Genomic DNA, 23493 nt, shown 5'->3' with positions numbered 1-23493 from the left:
TTGAGTGTCTGGAATGCCCCCGTCAAAAGCACCCCACTAAATGCGGTAATCTCGCTTCCGCCCTCTAAATCTTTAACTGCCCGCGCCCTGGTATTAGCGCTACTAGCGGAAGAACCAACTTTACTAACCAACCCTTTGCGTTGCCGGGATACCGAGTTGATGATTGCCGGTATCCAAGAATTTGGAGCCCAGGTAGATGAGCAAGCGGGAGGACTTCTAATCACTCCCCCTGCTAAGCTGACTCCCCAAACCGGGATTATTGAGTGCGGTCTGGCAGGGACGGTTATGCGGTTCTTAACTCCAGTGGCGCTACTTAGTGGCCGGCCGGTACGTTTCCAAGGGGATGAAGCTGCCGGTGCCCGTCCCATGAAAGGTCTGCTAGATGCTTTAACTAAGCTGGGCGCCCAGTTTAGCGATATGCCAAAGCCGGGACATTTACCTTTCACTATTAGCGGTCAGCTTAACGCCAGTGAGCAACTGCAGCAGCTACAGGTAGATGCTTCTTCCTCCTCTCAATTTGTTTCTGCCTTGCTGCTAATCTCACCAGCGCTCCCCTTTGAACTCCAGATAGAAGTCGACTCGGTTTTACCTTCTATCCGTCACGTAGAAATGACAGTAGCGGAAGTAAACGCCTGTGGCGGACAAATCGAAAATCTGGGTGGAGAAACCGGAGATTGGAATACTCGCCAGATTCGGCATCTGTGGCGCTGTCGGCCTGCGTGCCTACGGGGCGGCGAGCGCCATATCGAACCCGATTTAACTAATGCGGGACCGTTCCTGGCCGCAGCCATGATTTGCGGCGGACAAGTTAGTATCCCCCATTGGCCCGCTAAGACTTTCCAAGCTGGGGATGCTTGGCGGCAACTACTGACTCCTATGGGGGCACGGATTTATCGCTCTCCCGAAGGCAGCTTGGTTTGTCAAGGCAATGGGGTAATTGGCGGCACCCAATGTGACTTGGAAGCCATCGGCGAATTAACTCCCACCTTGGCTGCCTTGTGTACCTTGGCAGTGGAGCCTTCAAAACTTACCGGGATCGGGCATCTGCGCGGACACGAGACTGACCGCTTAACCGCCCTCGAAACGGAAATTAAACGCCTGGGTGGTAAAGCTAAAGCCAGCGAAACTACTCTCCGGATTTCTCCGTCACCATTACACGGCGATTTAGTGCAAACCTACGCTGATCATCGGATGGCGATGTTTGCTGCCCTGATCGGTTTGCAGGTTCCCGGGGTGCGGATTGCAGATATTAAGTGCGTAGCTAAAACTTTTCCGGATTTTACTGCGACTTGGGAAACCATGTTGGCTGGTGCTAATGGCTCGGCGTGATATTGGCACCGACGATCCCAGGGTTAGAGTTCGTCCCGCCCGCTCGAAACCGCGCCGCTCGAAAAAACAGGTAGATTATTCTGCTAGTCCCACTGCTTTTGTGTTCGCGGTAGATCGTGGTCGGATCCACGTGCAAATGGGAGACACCAAATTGGTGGGGGTAAAAGCCCGAGCCCTAGGCAGGCACGGTATCGTAGTCGGCGATCAGGTACGGGTCACCGGGGATTTAAGTGGGAAAAGTGGTTCCCTAGCGCGGATTGTGGAAGTTTTACCCCGGCAAACCGAACTAACCCGCTCCGCGGAAGACAGTCCCGGGGCGAAAGAAAAGCCCATGGTGGCAAACGCTAATCAAATGGCAATTGTTACCGCCTGTGCCGACCCTTTGCCCCGTCCAGGAATGATTGATCGGCTATTAGTTGCCGCTTACTGCGCGGGAATCGAGCCGTTACTACTGGTTACTAAATCCGATCTGACCTCACCAGAGCCGCTGCTAGAACTTTTCCGACCCTTGCAGGTGCCCAGCGTGGTAACCAGTATAGAAAGCGGAGAAGGACTCGATGAGGTAGCCGAGCTATTGGCTGGGCGGGTCAGCGTACTGGTGGGCCACTCGGGGGTAGGTAAATCCTCACTTATGAATACCTTGATTCCCGACGCTGCCCGCTCTACCGGGCACGTTAACCAAGTGACTGGGCGTGGGCGCCACACCTCCACTTCGGTAATGGCACTCCCCTACCAGGATGGCTGGTTGATTGACACGCCGGGGATTCGCTCTTTCGGGTTAGCTCATATTAGCGAGGAGGACCTGTTGGCCGCTTTCCCCGATCTAGCGGAGGTGGCCACTCGCTGTCCGAAACTGTGTCCTCATTTGCAGTCTTCACCGGGATGCCAGCTGAGCAGCTTAGAAGAAACCGATCCCGCCCAAGAGCGGCGGGTAGAATCCTTCCGGCGTCTACTTGCCTCCCAACATAGCCAAAATACGTTGGTGTAAGTGCGAGTTAGTCGCCAAAGCGTTGCGACCAACACACCCTTTTTTCCCTTCCAGCGAGGTAAAACGCCCTCCAGCTTCCTCTACGATGGGCACTAACGCTGCCATATCATAGATTTCTAGTTCTGGTTCGGCCGCGACGTCAACCACGCCCTCAGCCACCAACATATAGGAATAAAAATCCCCATAGGCGCGGGTGCGCCATACTTTTCGGGTCAGCTCCAAAAAGGCAGGCAATTTTCCTCGTTCTTCCCAACCGATCAAAGACGAGTAACTAAGGGAAGCATCTTTGAGTTCGCTGATCTTAGAAACCTGGTTAGCTTGCGGCTCTCCCCCATTAAAAGCACGCCAAGACCCTAAGCCGCGACCTGCCCACCAGCGCCGTGCCAAAGCCGGAGCGCTAACTACCGAAGCCACCATTTCTCCATCCAGTTCCAAACCGATTAGGGTTGCCCAGACGGGTACTCCCCGCACAAAATTTTTGGTGCCGTCAATGGGATCAATAATCCAGCGAGCTTGGGTAGCTTCGGCGGCGCTCCCCCCGTATTCTTCCCCATAAATCAGGTCATCAGGGCGGGCATCCGCTAACGCCTGCCGAATCATCTGTTCGGCACCGCGATCAATATCAGATACTGGGGTTAGATCAGCTTTTTCATACACCTGGTAGTCACGCTGGGTAAAATGCGTTAGCGTGTACTGATCTACCTGGTCTGCGATTTCTAGTAGCAGGCCTACGTCCTCACCAATATTCCTCATATTATGATTCTTCCTTTCCGAGAGCGGATAGAACTTCTGCTTGCAAAGCGGCTGTTACTTGTCCCGGGGCGCTGGGTTCCGCTCCTGGGAGCACCGCGAAAGTTGCACAGTTACCGAATACTCCCCCTACCAGACGACTGGCGGTACCAAGTGGCCCCATACCTGCAACGAGAAATGGGCGCTTACCAGCAGTGTCCCGGTAATAGTTTTCCATGGCGGTAAAAACGGCTAGCAGATGCTGCGTGCTGGTGATGGTAAGAGCCAGTTTTGCCACCTGCGCCCCGCGTTCATGGGCGGCGGCTAACCAGTTATAGATGCTTTCGCGATCCATCTTTTCGGCTTCTGCGGCCGCAAAATAATGCCGAGAAAGCACACTCACTACCCCCAGGTCATGAGCATAAGCTAAAGCCTCAGTTGCCAAAGAAAAATCATCCTCAATATCGAGGGCGCTGGCTCCCGCCTTTACCAGCATCTTCATAGTTTCAAACTGGTGGGTAGGCACCATCTGCGAGCCTCCCCCCTGATGTTTGCTGCGGCAGGTAGCTAGCCACGGGAGTTTGATAACCGGAGCCACGGCCTCCACAATTTCCCGCAAGTAGGCGGGGTTGTGGTATTCACGGAGCAGATCCAATCGCCACTCGACCAGATCGGCTGCCTGGGGAATTCGGGAAATCTGCCCCCGCAGTTCGACTTGATTTGTACCGGTCAGCGGAACAATTAGTGCCGGTCGCCCCGGGGAAAACAGTGAGCCTGGTTCCATCGGTTTGCCTCCTGGAAGTCTTACTAGCTCAAACATATCGCACCTGACATCCCCGGTGCCTAGCCGGTAAATAAGTAAAATCGATGGTATGAAGTTAGTCCACACCTCCGATTGGCATGTGGGTCGCACTCTTTATGGGGAAGATTTAGCTGCGGCGCATCGCCAATTTTTTTCTTTCCTCACTCAGCTGGTGCGTGAGGAGCACGTGCAGGCCGTGATGGTATCTGGGGATATTTTTGATCGCGCGATTCCCTCCCTGGAATCTTTAGAGATTGTTTCCGGGGCATTGGCGGAACTGACCGAACTAACCGCAGTAATTTTAACTCCCGGAAACCATGATTCTGCGGAAAGACTGGGCTTTTTAGCTCCCTATGTACGGGGCAACCTATATTTGCGTACCGCTTTAGCCGATATTACCCGCCCGGTGGAAATCAATGCCGCCGCTGAAACCCTGCGGGTTTGGGGCATCCCCTATCTCAACCCCGATATGGTACGCACCAGTCTTTATGATGGATATCTACCTGCGGAAAAAGAAGAAGCAGCAGGTGGTGACGGAGAAGAATCCCTTCCCCGCCTGCCGCGTTCACACGAAGCAGTAGTAGCGGCGGCCATGCGCCGAGTGGGCAAAGCGCAACTCCGCCTTCCTCGCGTTGACCGCACTATGGTTATGGCCCACGCTTTTGCCGTAGGTGGCGAGGCTAGTGACAGCGAACGGGACATCACCGTCGGGACTGTGCAATCGGTTCCCCTGCAGGTCTTTGAAAACTATGGGGAAACCGATCCCGAATCAATTTCAGAGATGCCGGCCCCCGACTATTTGGCATTGGGACATTTACATGTGCCGCAAAATCTGCATACCGTCCGGTCTGCGGGGCGCTACAGCGGATCACCGATTACTTTCTCTTTTTCGGAATGCCACACGCCAAAATCGGTGGTGCTCTTAGATACGGCCGCCCAAGATTTAGATCCCCAGCTAGTTCCCACCCCGGTGTTCCGGCCAGTAGGACGTATCAAAGACTCTTTTGCAAACCTGCTAACTAGCTCCCGTTATGAAGAGTTCACTCGCTACTGGCTCGAAATCACGGTGACTGACCCGCAGCGACCAGCGCATCTGGTCACCAAATTAAAACGACGTTTCCCGAAAGCTTTGGCCATTTTGCATGAAACTTCCCCGGCGAATTTAGAGGAGCAGCACCGCTCCTTACGAGCTAATCGCTATCGACCCGCGGCGCTCGCCAAAGATTTCTTTAAGCAAGTGCGCGGCGGAAAAGAGCTAAGCGAAAGCGAAAATGAACTGGTAGAAGAGATTTATGAGCAGGCGCGGGAGGAGAATTAAGTGCGAATTTTAAAGCTTAGCTTCGAGGCCGTGGGCTCTTTTGGCGGCAAAGAAACTATTGATTTCACCAAACTGGGTACCGGCTCGGGGCTGTTCTTGATTCACGGCCCCACTGGTTCGGGAAAATCTACCATTCTGGATGCCATTGTTTTCGCCCTCTATAGTGATGTGGCCTTGGAATCTAACTCCTCAAAAAGCCGGCTACGCTCCGATTACGCTGGTGACGACCAAATCAGTTGGGTGCAGCTAGATTTTGAGGCTCGCGGACAGCTGTACCGGATTTGGCGCACCCCCAAATATGAGCGACCTAAACAACGCGGATCGGGGACTACTTCGCAGCCAGCCCAGGCGAGTCTGTGGCGCCTAAGCAGGGAGGACGCCGATCCAGGCGACGCGATTGCCTCGCAACCGCGAACCGTTAATGAGGAGTTAGCTACCCGAATCCTGCCGCTAACTAAATCCCAGTTTTTGCAGACCGTGATTTTACCCCAGGGGGCTTTTTCGCGTTTCCTACGGGCATCTTCCGATGAGAGACAAGAGATTTTGCAACAAATTTTTGGTACCCAGATCTTTGAGCGGATGCAAAAAGAATTTACGGAGCGTGCCCGACAAGCGCAAACTAGTGCCCAAGCAGGCTCGACAACTATTGTTAACAAGCTAGAGATTTTCGTTGATACCTGGAACAAATTGGCGCAGTCGGTGGGTAGTTCCCGCAGCGAGTTGGAAACTTTGCACGCCACCCTTAGAGCTTTACCCGCAGTTTTAGATGAGGATTTAATCAAATCTTGGGAGCCTTACTACCTGTTGCCAGCCGTGCACTCTCGACAATGGCTAAGCACCCATAGTCAACGGGTAAAAACCGCTGGCGCCCAGTACCAGGCCGCCTTGGAAAAGAAAGAAGCAGCAAAAACTCTCCAGGAGGATTTCCAGGAACTGACCCGCCTATTAGCGGAAGAAAAACAGCTCCAAGCACGCCAGGAGGGCGTGGAAACCAATCGAAAACAAATCGCACTTCACGAACGTGCAAGACTAGTCGCTGCCGAAATCAGGGAAACGCAACGCTATCAAGAAAACTTAGCTACCGCGCAGACGCAACTGCTAGCAGCGTTGCAGACTTCCCCCGCGCCTTTTGATACTCGCCCGCTACCGACCTCGGAAACTTCCCTAAGCGAGCTCGAAGAAAGGGTAACCAAACAGCACGAAAAGAATTCTAAAGACCTGGGAGTGTTAGCACCGTTGATTGAGCGGCAGAAAAAACTTGAGTCTTTAGAAGCTACGGCTAAAAACGCTCGGAAAAGGTATGTAGAACATTCCCAGGCTGCCGCCCAGGCGGCTAAAGAGTTCACGCTGTTAGCACCCCAAATGCAGACGCTAAGAGTCCGGCAGCTACGTCTAGAAAAAGAACAACTCGGTTTTGAGGATGCCCGGCAAAAACAGCTGCAGTTACGGCAGTACGAGGGGGAACGCCAGCATTTTTTGCAGGATTTCAAACGCTTTCAGAATGAGGTGGGTAAACTTCCGGCTTTCAGTAAAAAGGTAGCAAGGGCGCGCGCAGCCGCTACCCAATACGAGCGCGATTTTTTTGTGGATTCGGCGATTCTTTTAGCCTCTCGCTTGGAAGCGGGGCGCCCTTGCCCGGTTTGTGGCTCTTCCTCGCATCCGGATCCCGCCCACGGCGACGCGAATCAGGAGCGCTCCCTCACCGAGCTAACCAGGCTAAAAGACCAGTTCACTAGCGCAGAGACCACTTTAAGAGAAAAACACCAACAGCTAAGAAAAGAGCGCGACCGTTTGCGGGTTGGTATCCGGTGGCTACGGCAAAACTGGCCCGGAAACGCACAGGTGATTGACACCCGGGTGGCCTACCTGCAGGAGCAAGCGAAAGCGCTAAAGGCTGTGCACCAGCAGCTAGCGCAGCTAGAAAAACAGGCTCAGCAGTATCGGGATTTGGTACGAGCCTCAGTTAATTCCGCGAACCTCGAAAAGAATAAACTCGCCAACGCGTTGGGACAGATTCGGGAAATTACCGCCGAGGTTGCTGCTTCCGGGCAATCTAGCAACCTTTTGACGCGGCAACGCAGCCTTAGTGAAGACCAAAACAAACTGGCTTCACTGATAAAGAATCTCAGAAACACCCGGGAAGCTCTAAGCAATTTGTCCCATGCGCAAGAACATCTAGAAAAATCTTTACTCCAAGCGCATTTCCCAGATGCTCTGGCGGCGCAAGCCGCCCTGTTGGAAGCAGATAAATTCCAAGAACTAAAAACTGCCGTACACGCCTGGGATCAGTCATTTCAGGCCAACCAGGTAAAGCTGAAGACTGACCGGATTCAAAAGCTGACAGACCCCGACTTTGTACTGCCAGATTTAGAAGCCCTAACGGAAAAAGCCACCGCCCAGGCAGAAATTTTCCAAAATAAGCAGGCAGAACTAGCGAAAGTTACAGAGCAATTAAAAACGGTAGCGAGCGCAATAAGTGACTTGCAAACCGCTGCCGCCCGATATTTGGAATCTATTAAAGATTCTGCCCCCTTAATCGCCCTCGCAAATCTAGCTAGAGGAGAGGAAGGATCCGCGGTGCGCGCCCCCTTAGCCACCTGGGTACTCTTGGATCGTTTTGAGGAAGTTTTAAACGCCGCCAATCCGCATTTAGGAAAAATTTCGGGAGGTCGCTATCAGCTTTCCCGTAGCGACTCCGAATCTTCCCGTCGGCGTAACCAGGCATTATCCCTGGCAGTCACCGATAACTCTTCCGATAAAGCACGCGAGATTTCAGCGTTATCGGGCGGAGAGTTGTTTTACTGTTCCCTCTCTTTAGCCCTGGGTCTATCGGAAGTAGTAACTGCGGAAGCTGGGGGAATCGAAATTTCTTCTATGTTTATTGATGAAGGATTTGGCACTTTGGATACCAGTAAACGGGAACTGGTAATGGAGGCACTAAAAAATACTTCTACCTCCGGGCGAACCGTGGGATTAATTAGTCACGTAGATACCTTACGCGGTGAAATTGCGGATCAAATTCAGGTTATTGCCGCTAAAGATAAAGGCTCTACCTTAAAAATTATCGGCAACTAGTTTGCTTGCGAATACCTTACTGCGTGGCCGCTTAGGAAGTTACCCAAATTGCCGCTACCGCCGGTTTACCCAAGGTGACTTCGTGTCCATCTACCTTTAGACGCATAATTCCAGCTTCCGGAATGTTCTCTAAGAGTAATAACTGGCAACCGGGAACTATCCCTACCGATTCTAAGAAACGCAACAATTCGGCCTGGTTATCTTTAATGCGGGCTACTGTTGCCGGGGTATTTAAGGGAGCCTGCACTAGTGGCAGCGTGGAAACTCGCGGTAGCTGCCCATCACTGGTGGGAATAGGATCTCCGTGGGGATCAACCCGGGGGTTGCCCAGCGCCCTCTCCATTGCCGCAATTAACTTATCAGAGGCAGCATGTTCTAGTTCTTCTGCTTCCGCATGGACTTGATCCCAGGGATATCCCAGTTTCTGGTGTAGATAAGTCTCGAGGATACGATGCTTTCGCACCATTTTTAAAGCTATTTTTTCACCTTTTTCAGTAAGGGTAATCCCCCGGTAGGGAACGTGGCTGATCAGCCCTAACTTGTCTAAACGGCGCACATTTTCCGAGGCGGTAGAGGGCGCCACCCCCATTCTTTGTGCTAATCCCGATACTGACAGAGAGCTCCCTCCCCATTCGGTAGCCCCTATCAGACGCTTTAAATAGTCCTGCACTACCCGCGAGGTTACCGCCTCGTCCTCTGTTTGCTCGTCCATAGATTTCCTGTCCATCGTTTACACCTTAGGTTAGAGACGAAAAATCTGCAGACCAAACGCCGCGAATAGTACCGTAACAACTATCGCCACGCTCAGCAGAGCACCCAACCACCAATAACCCACTACAAGGCGGCGTGCCCCGTTAAGCGGGCGGGTGGGGCTAGCCGTTGTCCGCACCCAGAGCGCATAGGACAGCCAGGCGAGGAAAATAGTTGCCACCCAGGTTAAGAAGCAATAGGGACATAGGGAACGCAACTGAAATACCGAGGTCGCCAGGAAGAAAAGTACCGCTCCCAGGCCAGCGCTGGTTCCTAAAACGAAAATCGAAAGTCCCCATTTCGGCACTCGTCCCCCGCATAGCAGGTAGATTCCCGCCACATTGAGCACTGCAAACGCTATTATCCCGAAAATTGAATTAGGGATTCCGAAAAGCAGATGACCGGTCGCAGACTCCATAGCTCCGCGACAATCCACCACATTATTTATCGAACAACCTAGTCCGCGGTCTGGCTGGGAGCGGTGAATAACTTCGGTGCGCCACAACTGCCAGGAAGCCACTAAACCTACCAGTGAAAATATAATAAGTTCCAGGCTAGCTAGTCGCGGAAGCTGTCCGGAACGCATCGCCGGTGACGGAGACAGCGGATCGGAGTTAAACGCCAATTCGTTTGCAGATAGCGATGTAGTGTTCTCTGCCATTAATCCTCCTACCCTAAAAATCCTGTCCCTAACCTAGCATAGCGATGACGGGTAAAACGGGTGAGGCCGCGCCCGCGACCTCACCCGCCTACTGGCTTTTAATCAGGGAAGCTATTTTACTTCCCGCATCCGCAAGGGCACGTAGTCACGCTGCGGCTCCCCCTGGTATACCTGGCGAGGACGCCCGATACGGGTCATGGGATCATGCAGCATTTCAATATATTGAGAAATCCAACCTGGTAGCCTCCCGAGTGCGAATAGCGGGGTAAACATCTTGGTGGGGAAGCCCATTGCGGAATAAATCAGGCCGGTATAGAAGTCAACGTTGGGATAGAGTTTGCGTTCAATAAAGTAATCATCTGAGAGGGCGACTTCTTCCAGCTCCATAGCCAGATCAAAGAGGTCATTGTTTTTGCCCATCCGATCCAGAACCTTATGTGCCTGTTCCCGCACGATTGCCGCCCGCGGATCATAATTTTTATAGACGCGGTGGCCAAAGCCCATCAGCTTTACACCCTTTTCCTTGTTCTTAACTTTTTCCACGAATTCTGGGATAGAAAGGTGGTTGTCACGAATATTGATCAGCATCCGCAATACCGCCTCGTTTGCCCCGCCATGCAGCGGGCCAGACAATGCTCCCACCCCGGCAGCAACCGAGGCATACATATTGGCATTGGAGGAACCGACCAACCGTACCGTAGACGTAGAACAGTTTTGCTCGTGATCGGCATGCAAAATAAAGAGCACCTCTAGTGCCCGGATAATCGCGGGATCTATATCGTAGGACTGGTAGGGCAATCCAAAGGTTAAACGAATAAAGTCCTCTACATAGGAACGCTCATTATCGGGGTACAGCAGCGGTAGACCTGCAGCCCGCTTAGCGATATAGGAAATCATGGTCGGTACTTTCGCCAGCAACTGCACAGCCTGAATATCTTGTAGCTCCGGATCATGTACATCCGCGAAAGTTTCTTCGTAATAGGTAGCCATCCCGGCGATACCACCCTGCAAAATCGCCATCGGGTGTCCATCGGAGGGGAAAGCGGTAAAGAATGCCCGAAAATCTTCATGCAGGAGGCGCTGCCGTTTTACCTGGCGTACGAAGTCATCTAGTTGCGAGGGCGTGGGTAGCTCTCCCCGGATCAGCAAATAGGCAACTTCTAAGAAACTGGAGTGATGCGCCAACTGATCTATCGGATAGCCCCGGTAACGCAAGATCCCCTTCCCGCCATCAATAAAGGTAACTTTTGAGGTGCAGGACGCCGTGGTAGAAAAACCGGGATCAAGCGCTACCAATCCGGTTTGATTACGCAGCTGGGAAACATCAATGCCTTGATCACCGCAGGTTGCTTGCACGGGTGGAAATTCAATGGTTTTACCATCGACTTCTAATACTCCCGGTAGCCGGCCGAATTCATTGGATTTTGGGGTGTTATTTAGATTTTCAGCCATTTTAACAACCTTCCCTGAAAGAGAGACTTATTGCCTTCCCACTCTCACCATATAGGACTTAATACCCTGAAAAATACAACGTTTTCTTAAAGATTTTACCATTTTTAGGCAAATTTCACCAAACGTTTAGCGGCCTCTTCAATTTCTTGATCGCTAACACAGAGCGCGATTCGCACATGGCACCCCGGCCGAGAGTTATAGAAACTTTCCGGGGCTACTATCAGCCCAAGGCGCGCCATACGATCTAACAAACGCCAATCAGCTCCCCTGCCGGGCGTCACCGACTGCGCAGCCTCATCAGCATTATCGGCGGGATCAAAAACCCACAGATAAAGCCCCGCCTCGCATTCCGCAGCAACTTTAAAACCCGCGTTTTCCAGCGCAGCCGCCAAGATTCTGCGTCGCCGCTCGTACCTCTGCACCTGCGTCTTAACCTGGGAACGCTCCGAGAGCACGTGTGTTAACGCGCTCTGTACCGGAGCCGGCATTATCTGTCCACAGTGCTTGCGTACCGCCAGCAGCGCTGAAATCAAAGCCTGATCCCCTGCCACAAAAGCCGCCCGGTAACCGGCCAAATTTGATTCTTTCGACACCGAATATACCAAGAGCAGATTATCGGGATCGTCCCCGCACACGTCCTCTTGCAGCAGCGAGGGCGCCGGCCCTTCTCCTCGATACGTCAATTCGCTATAGCACTCATCGCTGGCTACCACGGCGCCAACTTCCCGTGCCCAAGAAACGACTTCCCGGAGCCATTCCTTACTTGCGACCCACCCGGTAGGATTCGCGGGAGTGTTTAGCCACACCAATGCGGCATCACGTGGCCAGGTGGAAATATCATTGGAAACCGCAACCCCTTGGGCACCAGCCAGCCGGGCGCAAATATCATAGGTAGGATAAGCCACTTCGGGGAACAAGACCTTATCTCCCCTACCTATCCCCAATTGCCAACCTAGCGAGGCGATCAGTTCCTTCGATCCGACCGTCGGCAAACAAGAGTCCTCATTTAGGCAGGTAATTCCGCGCCTACGAGCCCAGCTGACAATGGCACGGCGCAGCTGGATAGTGCCGGCAACTGCAGGATAACCAGGACTATTCGCTCCCGCCTGGAGAGCTGCTTGCGCGCTATCGGGACAAGCATCAATCGGGGTACCGATAGATAAATCTATGGCTCCCTCCGGGTAAGCTGCCGCAGTTTCCCGGTAGGGGGTCAGCAAATCCCAGGGAAAAACTGGTAGTCCTAGCGAACGCGGCAAATCACTGTTTTTCATGCTTTCACCCTATGACAGCCGCTTTACCTAAAGCAGACGCGTCCACAGACAAAAACCGGCAACCCGCCCTAAACCCTGAAGATTATTCCTCGCGGGCAGGTAGTTTCTCAATCATAGGATCGTCGTAGCCGGTGGCGCCCACACTGGAGGCTCCGCCAGGAGACCCCAAGCCTTTAAGCTCAAAGAAATCGGTGTTGGCGCGGTAGTAGTCGGACCATTCTTCAGGTAGGTCATCTTCGTAGAAGATAGCTTCTGTGGGGCAGACCGGTTCGCAGGCTCCGCAGTCCACGCATTCTTCTGGGTGAATATAGAGCGTGCGTTTGCCCTCGTAAATACAATCTACAGGGCATTCATCGACGCAGGCTCGATCCTTAACATCTACGCAAGGTTGCGCAATCACGTAAGTCATAGATTCTCCTTGGTCTTGATATTGCTAGTATCTCACTATGAAGTTTGTGGGCAATCAGAAACCGCCGCCGCGGCTACCTTGGCTGTCTTGGAAAGTGGGTGAAAGGGTGGTGCTGCGTCGCCGGGAAGCCGATGGGCTCTATGACGCCCTGGGGGAAGTATTAGCCGTAAGCCCTGATAGCGTCACTATTTTGACCCGCAAAGGCCCGGTTACAGTTCCGGCAGAAAAAATGGTTACCGGGAAACAGGTTCCTCCTCCGCCGAAAATCTAGCCACCCCGAATGCCTTAAAAATCACCTATTCGCCGCGTTCTTGACGGCGGCGGCGAGACGCAATTTTGAAACGATCCTGCGCACTTAATACCACTTTGCGAATCCGGATCTCTTCGGGGGTAACTTCCACGCATTCGTCCTCGGCGGCAAACTCTAAAGATTCTTCCAAAGTCAGTACCCGGGGAGGAACTAACCCTTCAAAGGCATCAGCAGTAGAAGAACGCATATTGGTTTGCTTCTTTTCCCGGGTAATATTGACATCCATATCCTCCCCGCGCGGATTTTCCGCCACTACTTGTCCCTCATAGACCTCGCTGCCGGGTTGAATAATGAAACTTCCCCGTTCTTGCAGCTGAATCATCGCGTAGGGGGTAGATTTTCCAGCGCGATCAGACACTAGAGATCCGCTTTGACGCCGGGTAATCGCACCTTGCCAGGGTGCATAACCATCTGCAATAGAAGAGGCAATCCCCGAGCCGCGAGTTTCGGTTAGGAACTTAGAACGGAAAGAAATCAGACCGCGCGCCGGTACCCGGAAAATCAGGCGCACCCAGCCGGTGCCGTGATTCGACATGGTCTGCAATTTACCCTTGCGCGCCGCCATTAACTCGGTGACTTTACCTAGGTAATCTTCGGGGACATCGATGGTCATTTGCTCCATCGGTTCATGGGTTTTCCCGTCAATCTCTTTGGTTACCACCTGGGGTTTACCGGCGGTGAGCTCGAATCCTTCCCGGCGCATCTGCTCAATCAAAATCGCCAAGGCTAACTCCCCACGTCCTTGCACCTCCCAGGCGTCCGGACGCTCGGTAGGCAGCACTTTCAAGGACACATTCCCGATGAGTTCGCGATCCAGACGATCTTTAACTTGTCGCGCCGTGAGTTTATGTCCTTTAACCCGGCCTGCCAGCGGAGAAGTATTGGTACCGATAGTCATGGAGATAGCGGGATCATCCACTTTAATTAGGGGCAGAGGGCGGGGGTCTTCTAGATCCACTAGCGATTCCCCAATAGTAATCTCGGGGATTCCGGCCACTGCCACGATATCTCCGGCGTGGGCTTCCGCCACACTTTTACGTTCCAATCCGAAAGTGGCTAGCAATTCAGTTAATTTCACATCGGTTATCGAGCCGTCATGACGCGCCCAGCCCACGTGTTCACCATGCCGCAAAGTACCGTTGTGAATCCGCAGCAGAGCTAGACGCCCGAGGAAAGGCGAAGAATCCAAGTTGGTGACGTGCGCGGCCAAGGGAGCATCGGGATCATATTCCGGACCAGGAATCCGGTTAATAATCGCATCAAATAGATCGTGGAGGTCGCTTCCAGGTAGCTCCCCGCGAGGCGGTTTTTCCCAGGAACAGCAGCCGGCTTTTGCCGAGCAATACAGCACCGGAACGTCCAGCAGCGAATCCAAATCTACTTCTTCACCCTCGTCCACTAGGTCTTGCGCCAAGGATAAGAGCAGGTCAACGGTTTCGGCTTCTACTTCTTCTATCCGGGAGTCTGGGCGATCAACTTTATTAATCACCACGATTACCGGCAGGCGCGCAGCGAGCGCCTTGCGCAATACAAACCGGGTTTGCGGCAGCGGCCCTTCGGCGGCATCTACTAGCAGCACTACCCCATCCACCATAGACAGGGCGCGTTCGACTTCCCCACCAAAATCAGCGTGCCCGGGAGTATCGATCACGTTAATAGTGATTCCTTCGCTGACTCCCACATTTTGGGCAGCTTTACCCGCATAATGTACCGCGGTATTTTTCGCCAGGATGGTGATCCCTTTTTCCCGCTCCAAATCGCCAGAATCCATTACCCGTTCGCCGGTTTTCTCTACGCTGGCATGGTCACCGAAGGCGCCCGATTCCCAAAGCATTTTGTCTACTAAGGTAGTTTTTCCGTGGTCTACGTGGGCAACGATCGCCACATTTCGCAAATCCTGGCGAACCTTCATCCGCGCCTCCTTATTACCGTTCCGAGCGTTCACTCGGGCATGAAAAAACCGGCGGGGATTAGGGTCGCAGCGCCGGAACTTTCTTAAATATACCCCCGAGGCCGCTACCAGTGCTAACGAGCGTCGTTTAGCTCACTGTTTTCGGGATCAGCCTGCCCGGTTTCGCCCTCCGAAGGCTGCTCGGCTAAGTCTTGTCCTTCGGTTTCTGGGGATTGCGGAGCTGTAGGCTCAGAAATCGGTGAGTCAGCGGCGCCTGTTGCTTCCGCCGCTTGTGCCTGTTGCGACCGCAGTTGTTTACGAGCCTGCGGACTAAGGCGCACCCCATAACGAGGACGCTCATCCGGGCGGGAACCAAACTCAGTTGGCCCACTATCAGTACTGGGCGGGGCATCTTGTTCCACTACCGCCGCTTGGAAGCGGGAATCATCTAAGAGCAGACGCCGGGCAGTATAGTAGTCGGCTGCGGTCATTAAGACGTGTTCTTTCCCCGTCAGGGAGGAAGCATAAGCAACCGGGTACCCTGCATCTGAAGAACGAATCGCCCAGGCAACAAGGCGCTCGATCGCTGTCACTGCAGCGCAGGCTACGATCACTAGAGGCGCAAAAACCGCCCAGGATGGTTTCCAAATCACAAACAGCAAAGCGAAGAAAATCCCCATCATTAGGCCGCGAGAAAACCCAGCAATTAGGGCTTTTGGCCAGGTGACAATCCCGACTACTTGATTGGAGCGAGTAAGACCGCGCTCTTGCACTAACAGTTGCTGCAGCGGGAAATCTTTGGAGTTCAAATAATTGATGGCTTCGTCCACGTCCTCTTTAGAGGAAAAGACCGCTAAATCCTGCCCCGGGGGAGGTGCGCTTACCGTGCGATTTAGAGAAAAAGCCATAACCTAAGTGTCTACGCAGGATCGACGCATTGCAAAACTATTGCACCGTAAGCCCCTAGATTTTGCCGCCGGCGAATCTAGCCTGCCTCCTTTACCTGCTAATAAGGGGTCAGTTTTGGCAGAAGGAATCGCTGCATTTTAGCTAAAGTCTTGCCTGCTGGAATCTTCAAGTAAAGTTAGAGATATGGAGCACGCCAAGCACTCAATCAAACCCGTCGGTTCGCGCGTTTTCATTGGCAAACTGGCAGGAACGCGCGTATTTGACCCGGTAGGAGATGAAATTGGTCGGGTAACCGACGTAATTATTGTTTTACGTTTTACCGGTCTGCCCACGGTGGTGGGTTTGGTGGTTGAGGTGGCCGGACATCGGAGGGTGTTCGTTCCGGTAACCCGGATTGTGGCTATCCAGCCCGGGCAGGTAATTACCACGGGACTGGTCAATATTCGGCAGTTCCAACAGCGGGTAGCGGAAACCATGGTGATGGGCGAACTGATGGATCGGGTCTTGGCGATGCGCGATGGTTCTGGGGACGTCAAAATCCAGGATATGTGCATGGAACAGGACGATCGCCGCGACTGGTATATCACTAAACTCTATGTGCAGCGAGTAACTTCCGCGCTAGCGCTTAGCCGCGGAGAAACTATGCTAATCGACCCCTCAGAAGTTTCCCACCTACGCAAATCAGTGCTCCCCCAGGAGGCCACGACGCTGCTTGCCCAGCTGGAAGACGCCAAAGCTGCGGACGTGGCAGACGTGTTGGCAGATCTCCCCGAAGAACGCCGTTTAGAGGTCGCTGCTCAGCTGGGAGATGAACGTCTTGCGGACGTGCTAGAAGAGCTAGGTCAAGAAGATCGGGTTGCCATCCTCACCTCTCTGGATGTGGCACGAGCGGCCGATATTTTGGATGTGATGCAGCCTGACGATGCCACCGACTTGGTAAATGAGCTACCCGAAAAGCAAGCCCAAATTCTGTTAGCAGAAATGGAACCGGAAGAGGCAGCCGACGTGCGACGGCTAATGGCCTACGGGGAACGCACTGCCGGCGGTTTAATGACTACCACTCCCGTGATTTTGCCCCCGGATGCCGATGTTGCCACCCTCCTAGCCCACGTGCGACGCAAAGATATTCCCCCTGCTCTCGCTGCACTGGTATGCGTATGTCGTCCCCCCACCGAGACGCCCACCGGGCGGTTTTTGGGGGCAGTCCATATCCAAAAAGCCTTGCGCGAACCTCCCCAAACCCTCCTCGGGCAAATCCTGGATGACGATCTTAAAGGAGTGGATCCCACTGCCGGTATCGGCACGGTTACCCGGTTGCTGGCTACCTATAACCTGACTGCAGTTCCAGTCGTCGATGAGAATCGGCACCTGTTAGGCGCAGTTAGCGTCGATGACGTGCTCGATCACCTCTTACCGGAGGATTGGCGCGATGCGGACGAAGAAGAAACTGATTTAGCGATGGAAAGAGAAAGGATCGAAGATGGCGGACAGGCTTGACACTCCCCGCGAAAGGAAACGTCGTTTTCGACTTCCGCGCATCAATTTACAGTCTGAGGGCGTCGGGCAAGTTTCCGAGTCTTTTGCTCGTTTCCAAGGAACTCCCCAATTTTTGGTCTACCTGACCGTATTTGTAGTGCTTTGGTTGGCTTGGAACTCCTGGGCTCCGGAATCCTGGCGCTTTGACAGCGCTTCCCTAGGATTTACTGCCCTTACTTTGATGCTCTCCCTACAGGCCTCCTATGCTTCCCCGCTGATTTTGTTGGCACAAAACCGACAAGATGACCGTGACCGTGTTTCTGCAGAGCAAGACCGCCGCCGTGCGGAAAAGAACCATGCCGAAATCGAATATCTCACCCGCGAGATTGCTTCTCTGCGTCTTTCTATGTCCGAAGTGGCCACCCGGGATTTTGTGCGAGGCGAACTTCGCGATCTCTTAGATGAGCTGAAGGACGAGGACGACCAGAAGCAACGCCGCGAAACCGAGGAATAATCATCGTTTTAACCGCCGGAGCGGGCAACCAAGCATCCTCTTAACCGTTTTAGCTACTCCAAAAAAACCTGTTCAAATCGAGCCTGCCCCAGTATCGCCATTAGCTTAGCTAACAAAAGTGAGGTATTGGCGCGCACCCTATAGGATGGAGGGCATGAGTCAGTTAAATGAAGACGCGATTAGGCAGGCACTAAGTCGGGTAATTGATCCGGAACTAGGGCGGGCAATTACCGACCTGGATATGGTGCGTGAAATTTCTATTGGCGAGGACGGTGCTGTCAAAGTCGGTGTGGATTTGACTATCGCCGGTTGCCCCCTGCAGTCAGTAATTGAAAAGGACGTGCAAGAAGAGGTTTCTAAAGTTCCCGGGGTAAGTGCGGTGAACGTAGAAATGGGCGTCATGGATGAGGAGCAACGTGCCGCGCTGAAAGAAAAACTTTCAGGGCCGCAAAACGTGATTCCCTTTGCCCAACCTGATTCCCTGACCCGGGTCTACGCGATTACTTCCGGTAAAGGTGGGGTCGGTAAATCTTCAATGACCGCCAACTTGGCGCTGGCTCTGGCCTCCCAAGGTCTCAAAGTCGGCGTGCTAGATGCCGATATTTATGGTTTTTCCATTCCTCGGATGTTGGGGGTCGCAGAAGAACCCACCGTGATCGACGGCATGATTGTTCCCCCGGTAGCCGCGGGCGTAAAAGTTATTTCCATCGGCATGTTTGTCCCGGAAGGACAACCGGTAGTTTGGCGCGGCCCCATGTTGCACCGCGCCCTCCAACAGTTCTTAGCCGATGTTTACTGGGGCGACCTAGACGTGTTGCTGCTGGATCTACCTCCCGGGACTGGAGACGTGGCAATTTCGATTTCCCAGTTGCTGCCCGGCTCCGAGATTCTGGTAGTAACTACCCCGCAGGTGGCAGCGGCAGAAGTAGCCGAGCGCGCCGGGGTTATCGGCGAGCAAACCGAACAGCGAGTTATCGGGGTAATCGAAAACATGTCTTATCTGCCGCAAGAAGATGGCAGTAAGCTGCATTTATTCGGCACCGGTGGCGGAGATATGGTTGCCGGACGCCTCAGCGCCCATCTGGGATACGAAGTGCCCGTTTTGGCGAACGTCCCGTTAGATATCGCGCTGCGGGAGGGATCAGACCAGGGCACCCCGGTGGTGGCTATGCACCCTGATTCTCCGGCCTCCCAAGCCATCAACCAGGTGGCCAAGGCACTGGCGAAACGTACCCGTTCGTTGGCGGGACGTAACCTCGGGGTTAAACCCCTGTAAGTTAAGGGAATGGTTTCGTAAACTGGTTGCAAGCGTAGATCCGCTAGCGAGGAAGTCGTAATGAATAACAATAAAGCTTTGAGTTGGGACTGGACTGAGTCTCAGGTGCTTGAGGACGAGATCACTACCGCGGCACGAACTGCCGCGGTAGAAATGGGGGCTGCCCCGGTTTCTCCTGCCACCGGAGCTGCTTTGCGGATGCTATCGGCTGCCTGCGGTGCGAAAGCTGTTTTCGAGATTGGCACCGGGGCAGGAGTTTCGGGCTTATATCTGCTATCTGGAATGTCTGAGAACGGGGTACTTACCACCATTGATTCCGAATCAGAGTTCCAGCAAGCAGCCCGCACCGCTTTCCGTCTTGCCACCCAGAAGTCGAATCGTACCCGGCTCATCAATGGGCATGCGCTAGAGGTCCTCCCCCGCATGGCAGGTGCCGCCTATGACCTGGTGGTAATCGACGGGGACGTCAGGGAGATTTCCAGTTATATCGAACAAGCCACCCGGATTCTGCGTCCCGGCGGTATGGTGGCGATCGTGCATGCCCTCTGGATGGATCAGGTGGGAGACCCGGCGCGCCGGGAAATGGAAACTACCCAAATGCGGCAAGCGGTTACCGGATTACTTAACGACGAACGTTTCATTGCTAATGTGCTCACCTGTGGTGATGGCTTAGCAGTGGGGGTTTATTGCCCGCCCGAGTAAGCTGGCGAAGTTTCTGCCCTCTGGCAGAAAAATTTTCCTTGGGGATTTTCCGGCCACTACTAGCAGTTTTTTACTTTCTGCTGCGGCGGGCTACCCAATGTTTCGGCGCTGTTAACTAAGGCTTCAACTGCCTACTGGTATGCTGCGCGAGTGAGAAGTTTTAAAAATGATGGCGTCTACCGCCGCGGCCCTATCCAAATGAGTAATGCCCTAATGCCTACTGAGACTTCGGAGCAGCGCTTACTTAGTCCCCAAAAGGATACCGACTGGCTCCACAATGACACTTGGCGGGTACTGAGAATTCAAAGCGAGTTTATCGAGGGATTCGGGGCCTTGGCGGAATTAGGACCGGCCATCTCAGTTTTCGGATCCGCCCGCACCTCCCCGGAAGCCCCCGAATATGCTTTGGGAGAAGAAACTGGCAAGCTCTTAGCGCAGTCTGGCTGGTCGGTGATTACCGGGGGCGGCCCCGGGCAAATGGAGGCCACCTGCAAAGGCTGTACCGAAGCCGGAGGCATTGCGGTAGGACTGGGGATCGAGCTACCGCACGAGCAAGTTTTCAATGATTGGGTTTCACTGGGGATTTATTTCCGATATTTTTTCGCTCGCAAAACCATGTTCGTGAAATATGCGCAGGGTTTTATGGTTTTACCGGGTGGCTTCGGTACTTTAGATGAGCTTTTCGAAGCAGTCACCTTGGCGGAAACTGGTAAAATCCAGTCTTTCCCCATCGTGCTGGTTGGACGCAGCTATTGGAGCGGCCTGCTGTCTTGGATAAAAGACCAGGCGATCGGGTTGGGAATGATTACCGCGGAGGAATTGGCGTCCGTGCAATTGGTTGATACTCCTGCCGAAGCTCTAGAGATTATCGGTAAAGCGCCCGAAGATCTCTAGTTTTTCAACTAAAAGTTCGCCTTTACTATCCATCTCCCTGGGGTCTCTAATCGGGATCACCAGCGCGCAAGGCGAGTATAGGTCTTCATCTGCTATAATTAGCTAGGTAATCGCTGTTTCAGCCGTTTTAATATAGCTCTCTGGGGGTTAGCATGGCAGCAATGAAACCACGAACCGGAGATGGTCCGTTAGAAGTCGCCGAGGACGGAGTCCGCACCGAAGCCGGCCGGGAAGTCGTGCTACGTTTACCAGCTTTAGGGGGCGGACGCCTAGTAATCGAGATGAGCAAGCAAGAAGTCATTGATTTAGCGGTAGCTATTCACGAACTCTACCCTGATGAAGTCTAGCTCGCCTTCACAATCAGTAACCGCAAATTAGTAACCGCTAGTTGTCCAGTTTTACCATTGCCGCGAATTTTCCCTACAGTTTCAGGGTTCCTTGACGGAATTCTTCCTCAATAATCTGCGCGTTTTTCTTTACCCCATTAGGCACGGTAGAACCATATTCATAAAACGGAGTTAACCCTACCCATCCATTCTGGTAGGTTCCGACGATCTGGGTAGAGTTCGCCGCAAATCTGTCTTTACGTGCCTCTTCAATCAGCGAAATCATTGCCTGAGACAGGTCAGGAACAATTGAAGTCAAGACCGGCGGGCGCCCCCCGGGGAGATCATCCTGGGTTTCATGTCCGTCAGTTAGATACCAAATTGCTGTAATGCTTTCCACGGAATCGATTTCTTCCGGGCTGACAGTAGGCGTAGGAGAACTTTCCGAGGGGGTAGGGCTGGGTTTTTCGACCTCGACCGGATTTGCACCATGTTTGCTAGCTTCTTCTGCAGCCTGCTCCGCCTTGTCTTTATCCATATTCGCTTTAATAATGGCTTCTAAACCACCGGAGTTTTGGGCGCCCTCGGCGAAAAATATTACATCCGCACCCTGTTTTATTACTGCCTTCGTTTGGGTTTTTACCCTAGCATTATTAGCCTTTGCTCCCAGGTAGAACCGGTCTGTCCCTGGGATAACCTTAACTTTTAGGGACTGCCGATATTCCTGTCCCTGTTCTAGGTTGTAGCGAGCTACCCCTTGGGAAAAAGCGGAAATCAGGGTGGTATTAATCTGATTTTTCTCTCCGGCAACTACCGCTACCTTGCCACTGGCGGAAGTACCGGCCGCGATAAAACCGGCTACATAGGCGGGTTGACTCAGATCATAGGTGATGATGGCTAGGTTATCGCGAGTAGCCTGCGCGGTAGTTCCCGGAGGAAGCAGCAGGGCAAAATGACGTGACCGATGATATTTCGCCTGCTCCATTAGGGGCTCCAGAAAGGCATCTCCTACCCCGATAATCAATGAACAGTTGGCAGAAATATCGCGAGCAATAGCTTTTTCTATCTTCGCTGCAGAATCGATACTAGTGCGGCGCGAGGCCACCCCTAAACGCTTTTTTCCGTCATTTAAAGCGGTAACGGCATTGGCGTTGATAGAGCCAGCTTCTCCCTTACCTAAAGTTAGGAGGCAGGTACGAAAATCTGCCGCATTTATGTAACCGGCTGGTGCCACGTTGGTTCCGGCGCAAGCAGATAGGCTCAAAGATACTGCCACCGCTATCCCTAGCCGCCGCCAAAGCTTCACCGCAGCTCTCCTTGCTCTGCGGCTACCTCACCTAGCTGTTGCGCATGTTGCGTGGTAGTCACCAAGGTTACGTCTGCGCGGCGAATCACTACCGCATTAGGGATTCCCAACACCACCAGCTTTTCTTCCCCGTGGTGATCGATAAAAGCTCCCGGGCTGGCCAGTAGCTCAGTTTCGCCGCTGCCGCGCACTATGGAGTTTTCGGGGTTATCACCGGCAATGCCCTGGCGCAAGGAAGCAAAATCACCCACATCGGACCAACCAAAGTTCTCGGCGGCTACTACCGCTACCCCATCCTTGCTGGCTACCGGTTCTGCAATCGCGGTGTCTATGGGATAGGAAGGCAGGGATTCCCAGAGTTCTAAAAACTCTGCACTTCCGGGGGTAAGGCGCACCATCTTCTGAACGGTTTCATAATAGTTAGGAAGTAAAGTGGCAAGGTGAGACAAGAACACTTCGGTATTGAAAACAAACATCCCGGCGTTCCAAAAATAGTCGCCGGTTTCTAGGTAACTGCTGGCCTGCTGCTCACTGGGCTTTTCCTTAAAACTTTGAGCTTCCAAAACCGGGGGTTGCTCGCTTCCGGGGATTAAAACCTTATCTGAGGCACAGATATAACCGTAAGCAGTGGAAGGATAGGTAGGAGCAATCCCGATAGTTACGATTTTCCCATCCGCTGCCGCCTTAATCGCGGCAGCTACGGCACTGCGAAATACGGGAACATTTTTTATGGCATGATCGGCGGCAAAAGATCCCGCAATCACCGCTCCATATTTTTGCTGCAACCGAGCTGCTGCCCAGGTAATCGCCCCCAGCGAGTTTTTCCGACTGGGTTCTTCCAGGATCTGATATTGGCTTTGGGCCTCTGCCTCCAGCCGCTCAGCTAGATTTTGCGAGGCTACGGCGGCGGCATGGCTAGTGCCGGTTACTACCGTTAGCGATGCCGTCAAGGGGGCAAGTCGGTCAACGGTAGCTTGCAAGAGGGTGCGTCCCTCCCCCAGTAAATCCAGTAGAAACTTAGGTTTACCTGCTCGCGAGAGGGGCCAGAGACGACTTCCCGGCCCCCCGGCTGGCACAATTACATGTAGATTCATCAATAAAACCT

The 23493-nt window shown here is 53.3% G+C and carries 22 protein-coding genes; 11 read left to right on the top strand and 11 right to left on the bottom strand.

What is annotated here, in order from left to right; all coding sequences use genetic code 11:
* Complete coding sequence (gene aroA / locus F605_RS10335) at positions 1–1329, top strand: 3-phosphoshikimate 1-carboxyvinyltransferase (RefSeq protein ID WP_022865140.1); 1329 nt, start codon at positions 1–3, stop codon at positions 1327–1329.
* Positions 1316–2317: a ribosome small subunit-dependent GTPase A gene (gene rsgA / locus F605_RS0106780; protein WP_022865139.1), complete on the top strand. Its 1002-nt coding sequence runs from the start codon at positions 1316–1318 to the stop codon at positions 2315–2317. Before aroA ends, rsgA begins: the two co-directional genes overlap by 14 nt.
* Here the strand turns inward: rsgA and hisN are convergent.
* Together hisN and F605_RS0106770 are read right to left on the bottom strand one after the other, a co-directional pair.
* Positions 2279–3070, bottom strand: a complete 792-nt coding sequence (hisN, locus tag F605_RS0106775; RefSeq protein ID WP_022865138.1) for a histidinol-phosphatase — start codon at positions 3068–3070, stop codon at positions 2279–2281. The two genes, rsgA and hisN, sit on opposite strands and share 39 nt — an antisense overlap.
* 1 nt (position 3071) lies before the next feature.
* Complete coding sequence (locus tag F605_RS0106770; RefSeq protein ID WP_022865137.1) at positions 3072–3830, bottom strand: type I 3-dehydroquinate dehydratase; 759 nt, start codon at positions 3828–3830, stop codon at positions 3072–3074.
* Positions 3831–3918: 88 nt separating this feature from the next.
* On the opposite strand from F605_RS0106770, the gene F605_RS0106765 reads away from it, so the two are divergent.
* Both F605_RS0106765 and F605_RS0106760 read left to right on the top strand, forming a co-directional pair.
* Entirely contained in the window at positions 3919–5166 is a 1248-nt protein-coding gene (locus F605_RS0106765) for an exonuclease SbcCD subunit D (protein WP_022865136.1), read from the top strand.
* Positions 5167–8241 carry an AAA family ATPase gene (locus F605_RS0106760; RefSeq protein ID WP_022865135.1) on the top strand — a complete coding sequence of 1025 codons (3075 nt, stop codon included), beginning with the start codon at positions 5167–5169 and terminating at the stop codon, positions 8239–8241. It abuts the gene before it with no gap.
* Positions 8242–8272: 31 nt separating this feature from the next.
* Here F605_RS0106760 and F605_RS0106755 read toward each other — a convergent pair whose 3' ends face one another.
* The 5 genes from F605_RS0106755 to fdxA all read right to left on the bottom strand — a co-directional run bounded on the left by F605_RS0106755 (position 8273) and on the right by fdxA (position 12784).
* On the bottom strand, positions 8273–8953 hold the full coding sequence (locus tag F605_RS0106755) for a metal-dependent transcriptional regulator (protein WP_022865134.1): 681 nt from the start codon (positions 8951–8953) through the stop codon (positions 8273–8275).
* A 30-nt stretch (positions 8954–8983) separates the two neighbouring features.
* On the bottom strand, positions 8984–9652 hold the full coding sequence (locus F605_RS11070; RefSeq protein ID WP_022865133.1) for a vitamin K epoxide reductase family protein: 669 nt from the start codon (positions 9650–9652) through the stop codon (positions 8984–8986).
* 111 nt (positions 9653–9763) lie between these two features.
* On the bottom strand, positions 9764–11104 hold the full coding sequence (locus F605_RS10325; protein ID WP_022865132.1) for a citrate synthase: 1341 nt from the start codon (positions 11102–11104) through the stop codon (positions 9764–9766).
* A gap of 104 nt (positions 11105–11208) precedes the next feature.
* Entirely contained in the window at positions 11209–12375 is a 1167-nt protein-coding gene (dapC, locus tag F605_RS0106740) for a succinyldiaminopimelate transaminase (RefSeq protein WP_022865131.1), read from the bottom strand.
* A gap of 82 nt (positions 12376–12457) precedes the next feature.
* Positions 12458–12784, bottom strand: a complete 327-nt coding sequence (gene fdxA / locus F605_RS0106735; RefSeq protein WP_022865130.1) for a ferredoxin — start codon at positions 12782–12784, stop codon at positions 12458–12460.
* 46 nt (positions 12785–12830) lie between these two features.
* Between fdxA and F605_RS0106730 the strand changes: the two genes are divergently transcribed.
* The gene (locus F605_RS0106730; RefSeq protein WP_244865191.1) at positions 12831–13055 is read left to right on the top strand and encodes a hypothetical protein; all 225 of its coding nucleotides are present in this window, start codon (positions 12831–12833) and stop codon (positions 13053–13055) included.
* Positions 13056–13080: 25 nt separating this feature from the next.
* Here F605_RS0106730 and typA read toward each other — a convergent pair whose 3' ends face one another.
* On the bottom strand, positions 13081–15006 hold the full coding sequence (gene typA / locus F605_RS0106725; protein WP_022865128.1) for a translational GTPase TypA: 1926 nt from the start codon (positions 15004–15006) through the stop codon (positions 13081–13083).
* Between the two features lie 113 nt (positions 15007–15119).
* A complete protein-coding gene (locus tag F605_RS0106720; protein WP_022865127.1) occupies positions 15120–15893 on the bottom strand; it encodes a general stress protein in 774 nt (257 codons plus the stop codon).
* Between the two features lie 184 nt (positions 15894–16077).
* On the opposite strand from F605_RS0106720, the gene F605_RS0106715 reads away from it, so the two are divergent.
* From F605_RS0106715 to F605_RS0106690, 6 genes are all read left to right on the top strand, one after another.
* On the top strand, positions 16078–17391 hold the full coding sequence (locus tag F605_RS0106715; protein WP_022865126.1) for a magnesium transporter MgtE N-terminal domain-containing protein: 1314 nt from the start codon (positions 16078–16080) through the stop codon (positions 17389–17391).
* On the top strand, positions 17375–17884 hold the full coding sequence (locus F605_RS10320) for a DUF1003 domain-containing protein (protein WP_022865125.1): 510 nt from the start codon (positions 17375–17377) through the stop codon (positions 17882–17884). Before F605_RS0106715 ends, F605_RS10320 begins: the two co-directional genes overlap by 17 nt.
* 154 nt (positions 17885–18038) lie before the next feature.
* Complete coding sequence (locus F605_RS0106705; protein ID WP_022865124.1) at positions 18039–19160, top strand: Mrp/NBP35 family ATP-binding protein; 1122 nt, start codon at positions 18039–18041, stop codon at positions 19158–19160.
* A 60-nt stretch (positions 19161–19220) separates the two neighbouring features.
* Positions 19221–19862, top strand: a complete 642-nt coding sequence (locus tag F605_RS0106700) for an O-methyltransferase (protein WP_022865123.1) — start codon at positions 19221–19223, stop codon at positions 19860–19862.
* Positions 19863–20060: 198 nt separating this feature from the next.
* Complete coding sequence (locus F605_RS0106695; protein ID WP_060920002.1) at positions 20061–20756, top strand: LOG family protein; 696 nt, start codon at positions 20061–20063, stop codon at positions 20754–20756.
* Positions 20757–20908: 152 nt separating this feature from the next.
* Positions 20909–21103: a DUF3117 domain-containing protein gene (locus F605_RS0106690; protein WP_022865121.1), complete on the top strand. Its 195-nt coding sequence runs from the start codon at positions 20909–20911 to the stop codon at positions 21101–21103.
* Positions 21104–21176: 73 nt separating this feature from the next.
* Here the strand turns inward: F605_RS0106690 and F605_RS0106685 are convergent, their stop codons facing one another.
* Both F605_RS0106685 and F605_RS10315 read right to left on the bottom strand, forming a co-directional pair.
* Positions 21177–22388, bottom strand: a complete 1212-nt coding sequence (locus F605_RS0106685) for a BMP family lipoprotein (protein ID WP_022865120.1) — start codon at positions 22386–22388, stop codon at positions 21177–21179.
* A complete protein-coding gene (locus F605_RS10315) occupies positions 22385–23482 on the bottom strand; it encodes a mannose-1-phosphate guanylyltransferase (protein WP_022865119.1) in 1098 nt (365 codons plus the stop codon). The genes F605_RS0106685 and F605_RS10315 overlap by 4 nt, the downstream gene beginning before the upstream one ends.
* Positions 23483–23493: the final 11 nt, after the last annotated feature.

The sequence above is a fragment of the Varibaculum cambriense DSM 15806 genome (genome assembly GCF_000420065.1).
In the GTDB taxonomy this organism is placed as follows: Bacteria; Actinomycetota; Actinomycetes; order Actinomycetales; family Actinomycetaceae; genus Varibaculum; species Varibaculum cambriense.
Note: the sequence above shows the minus strand (reverse complement) of the source record. Positions and strands in the feature narration are given on the sequence as shown.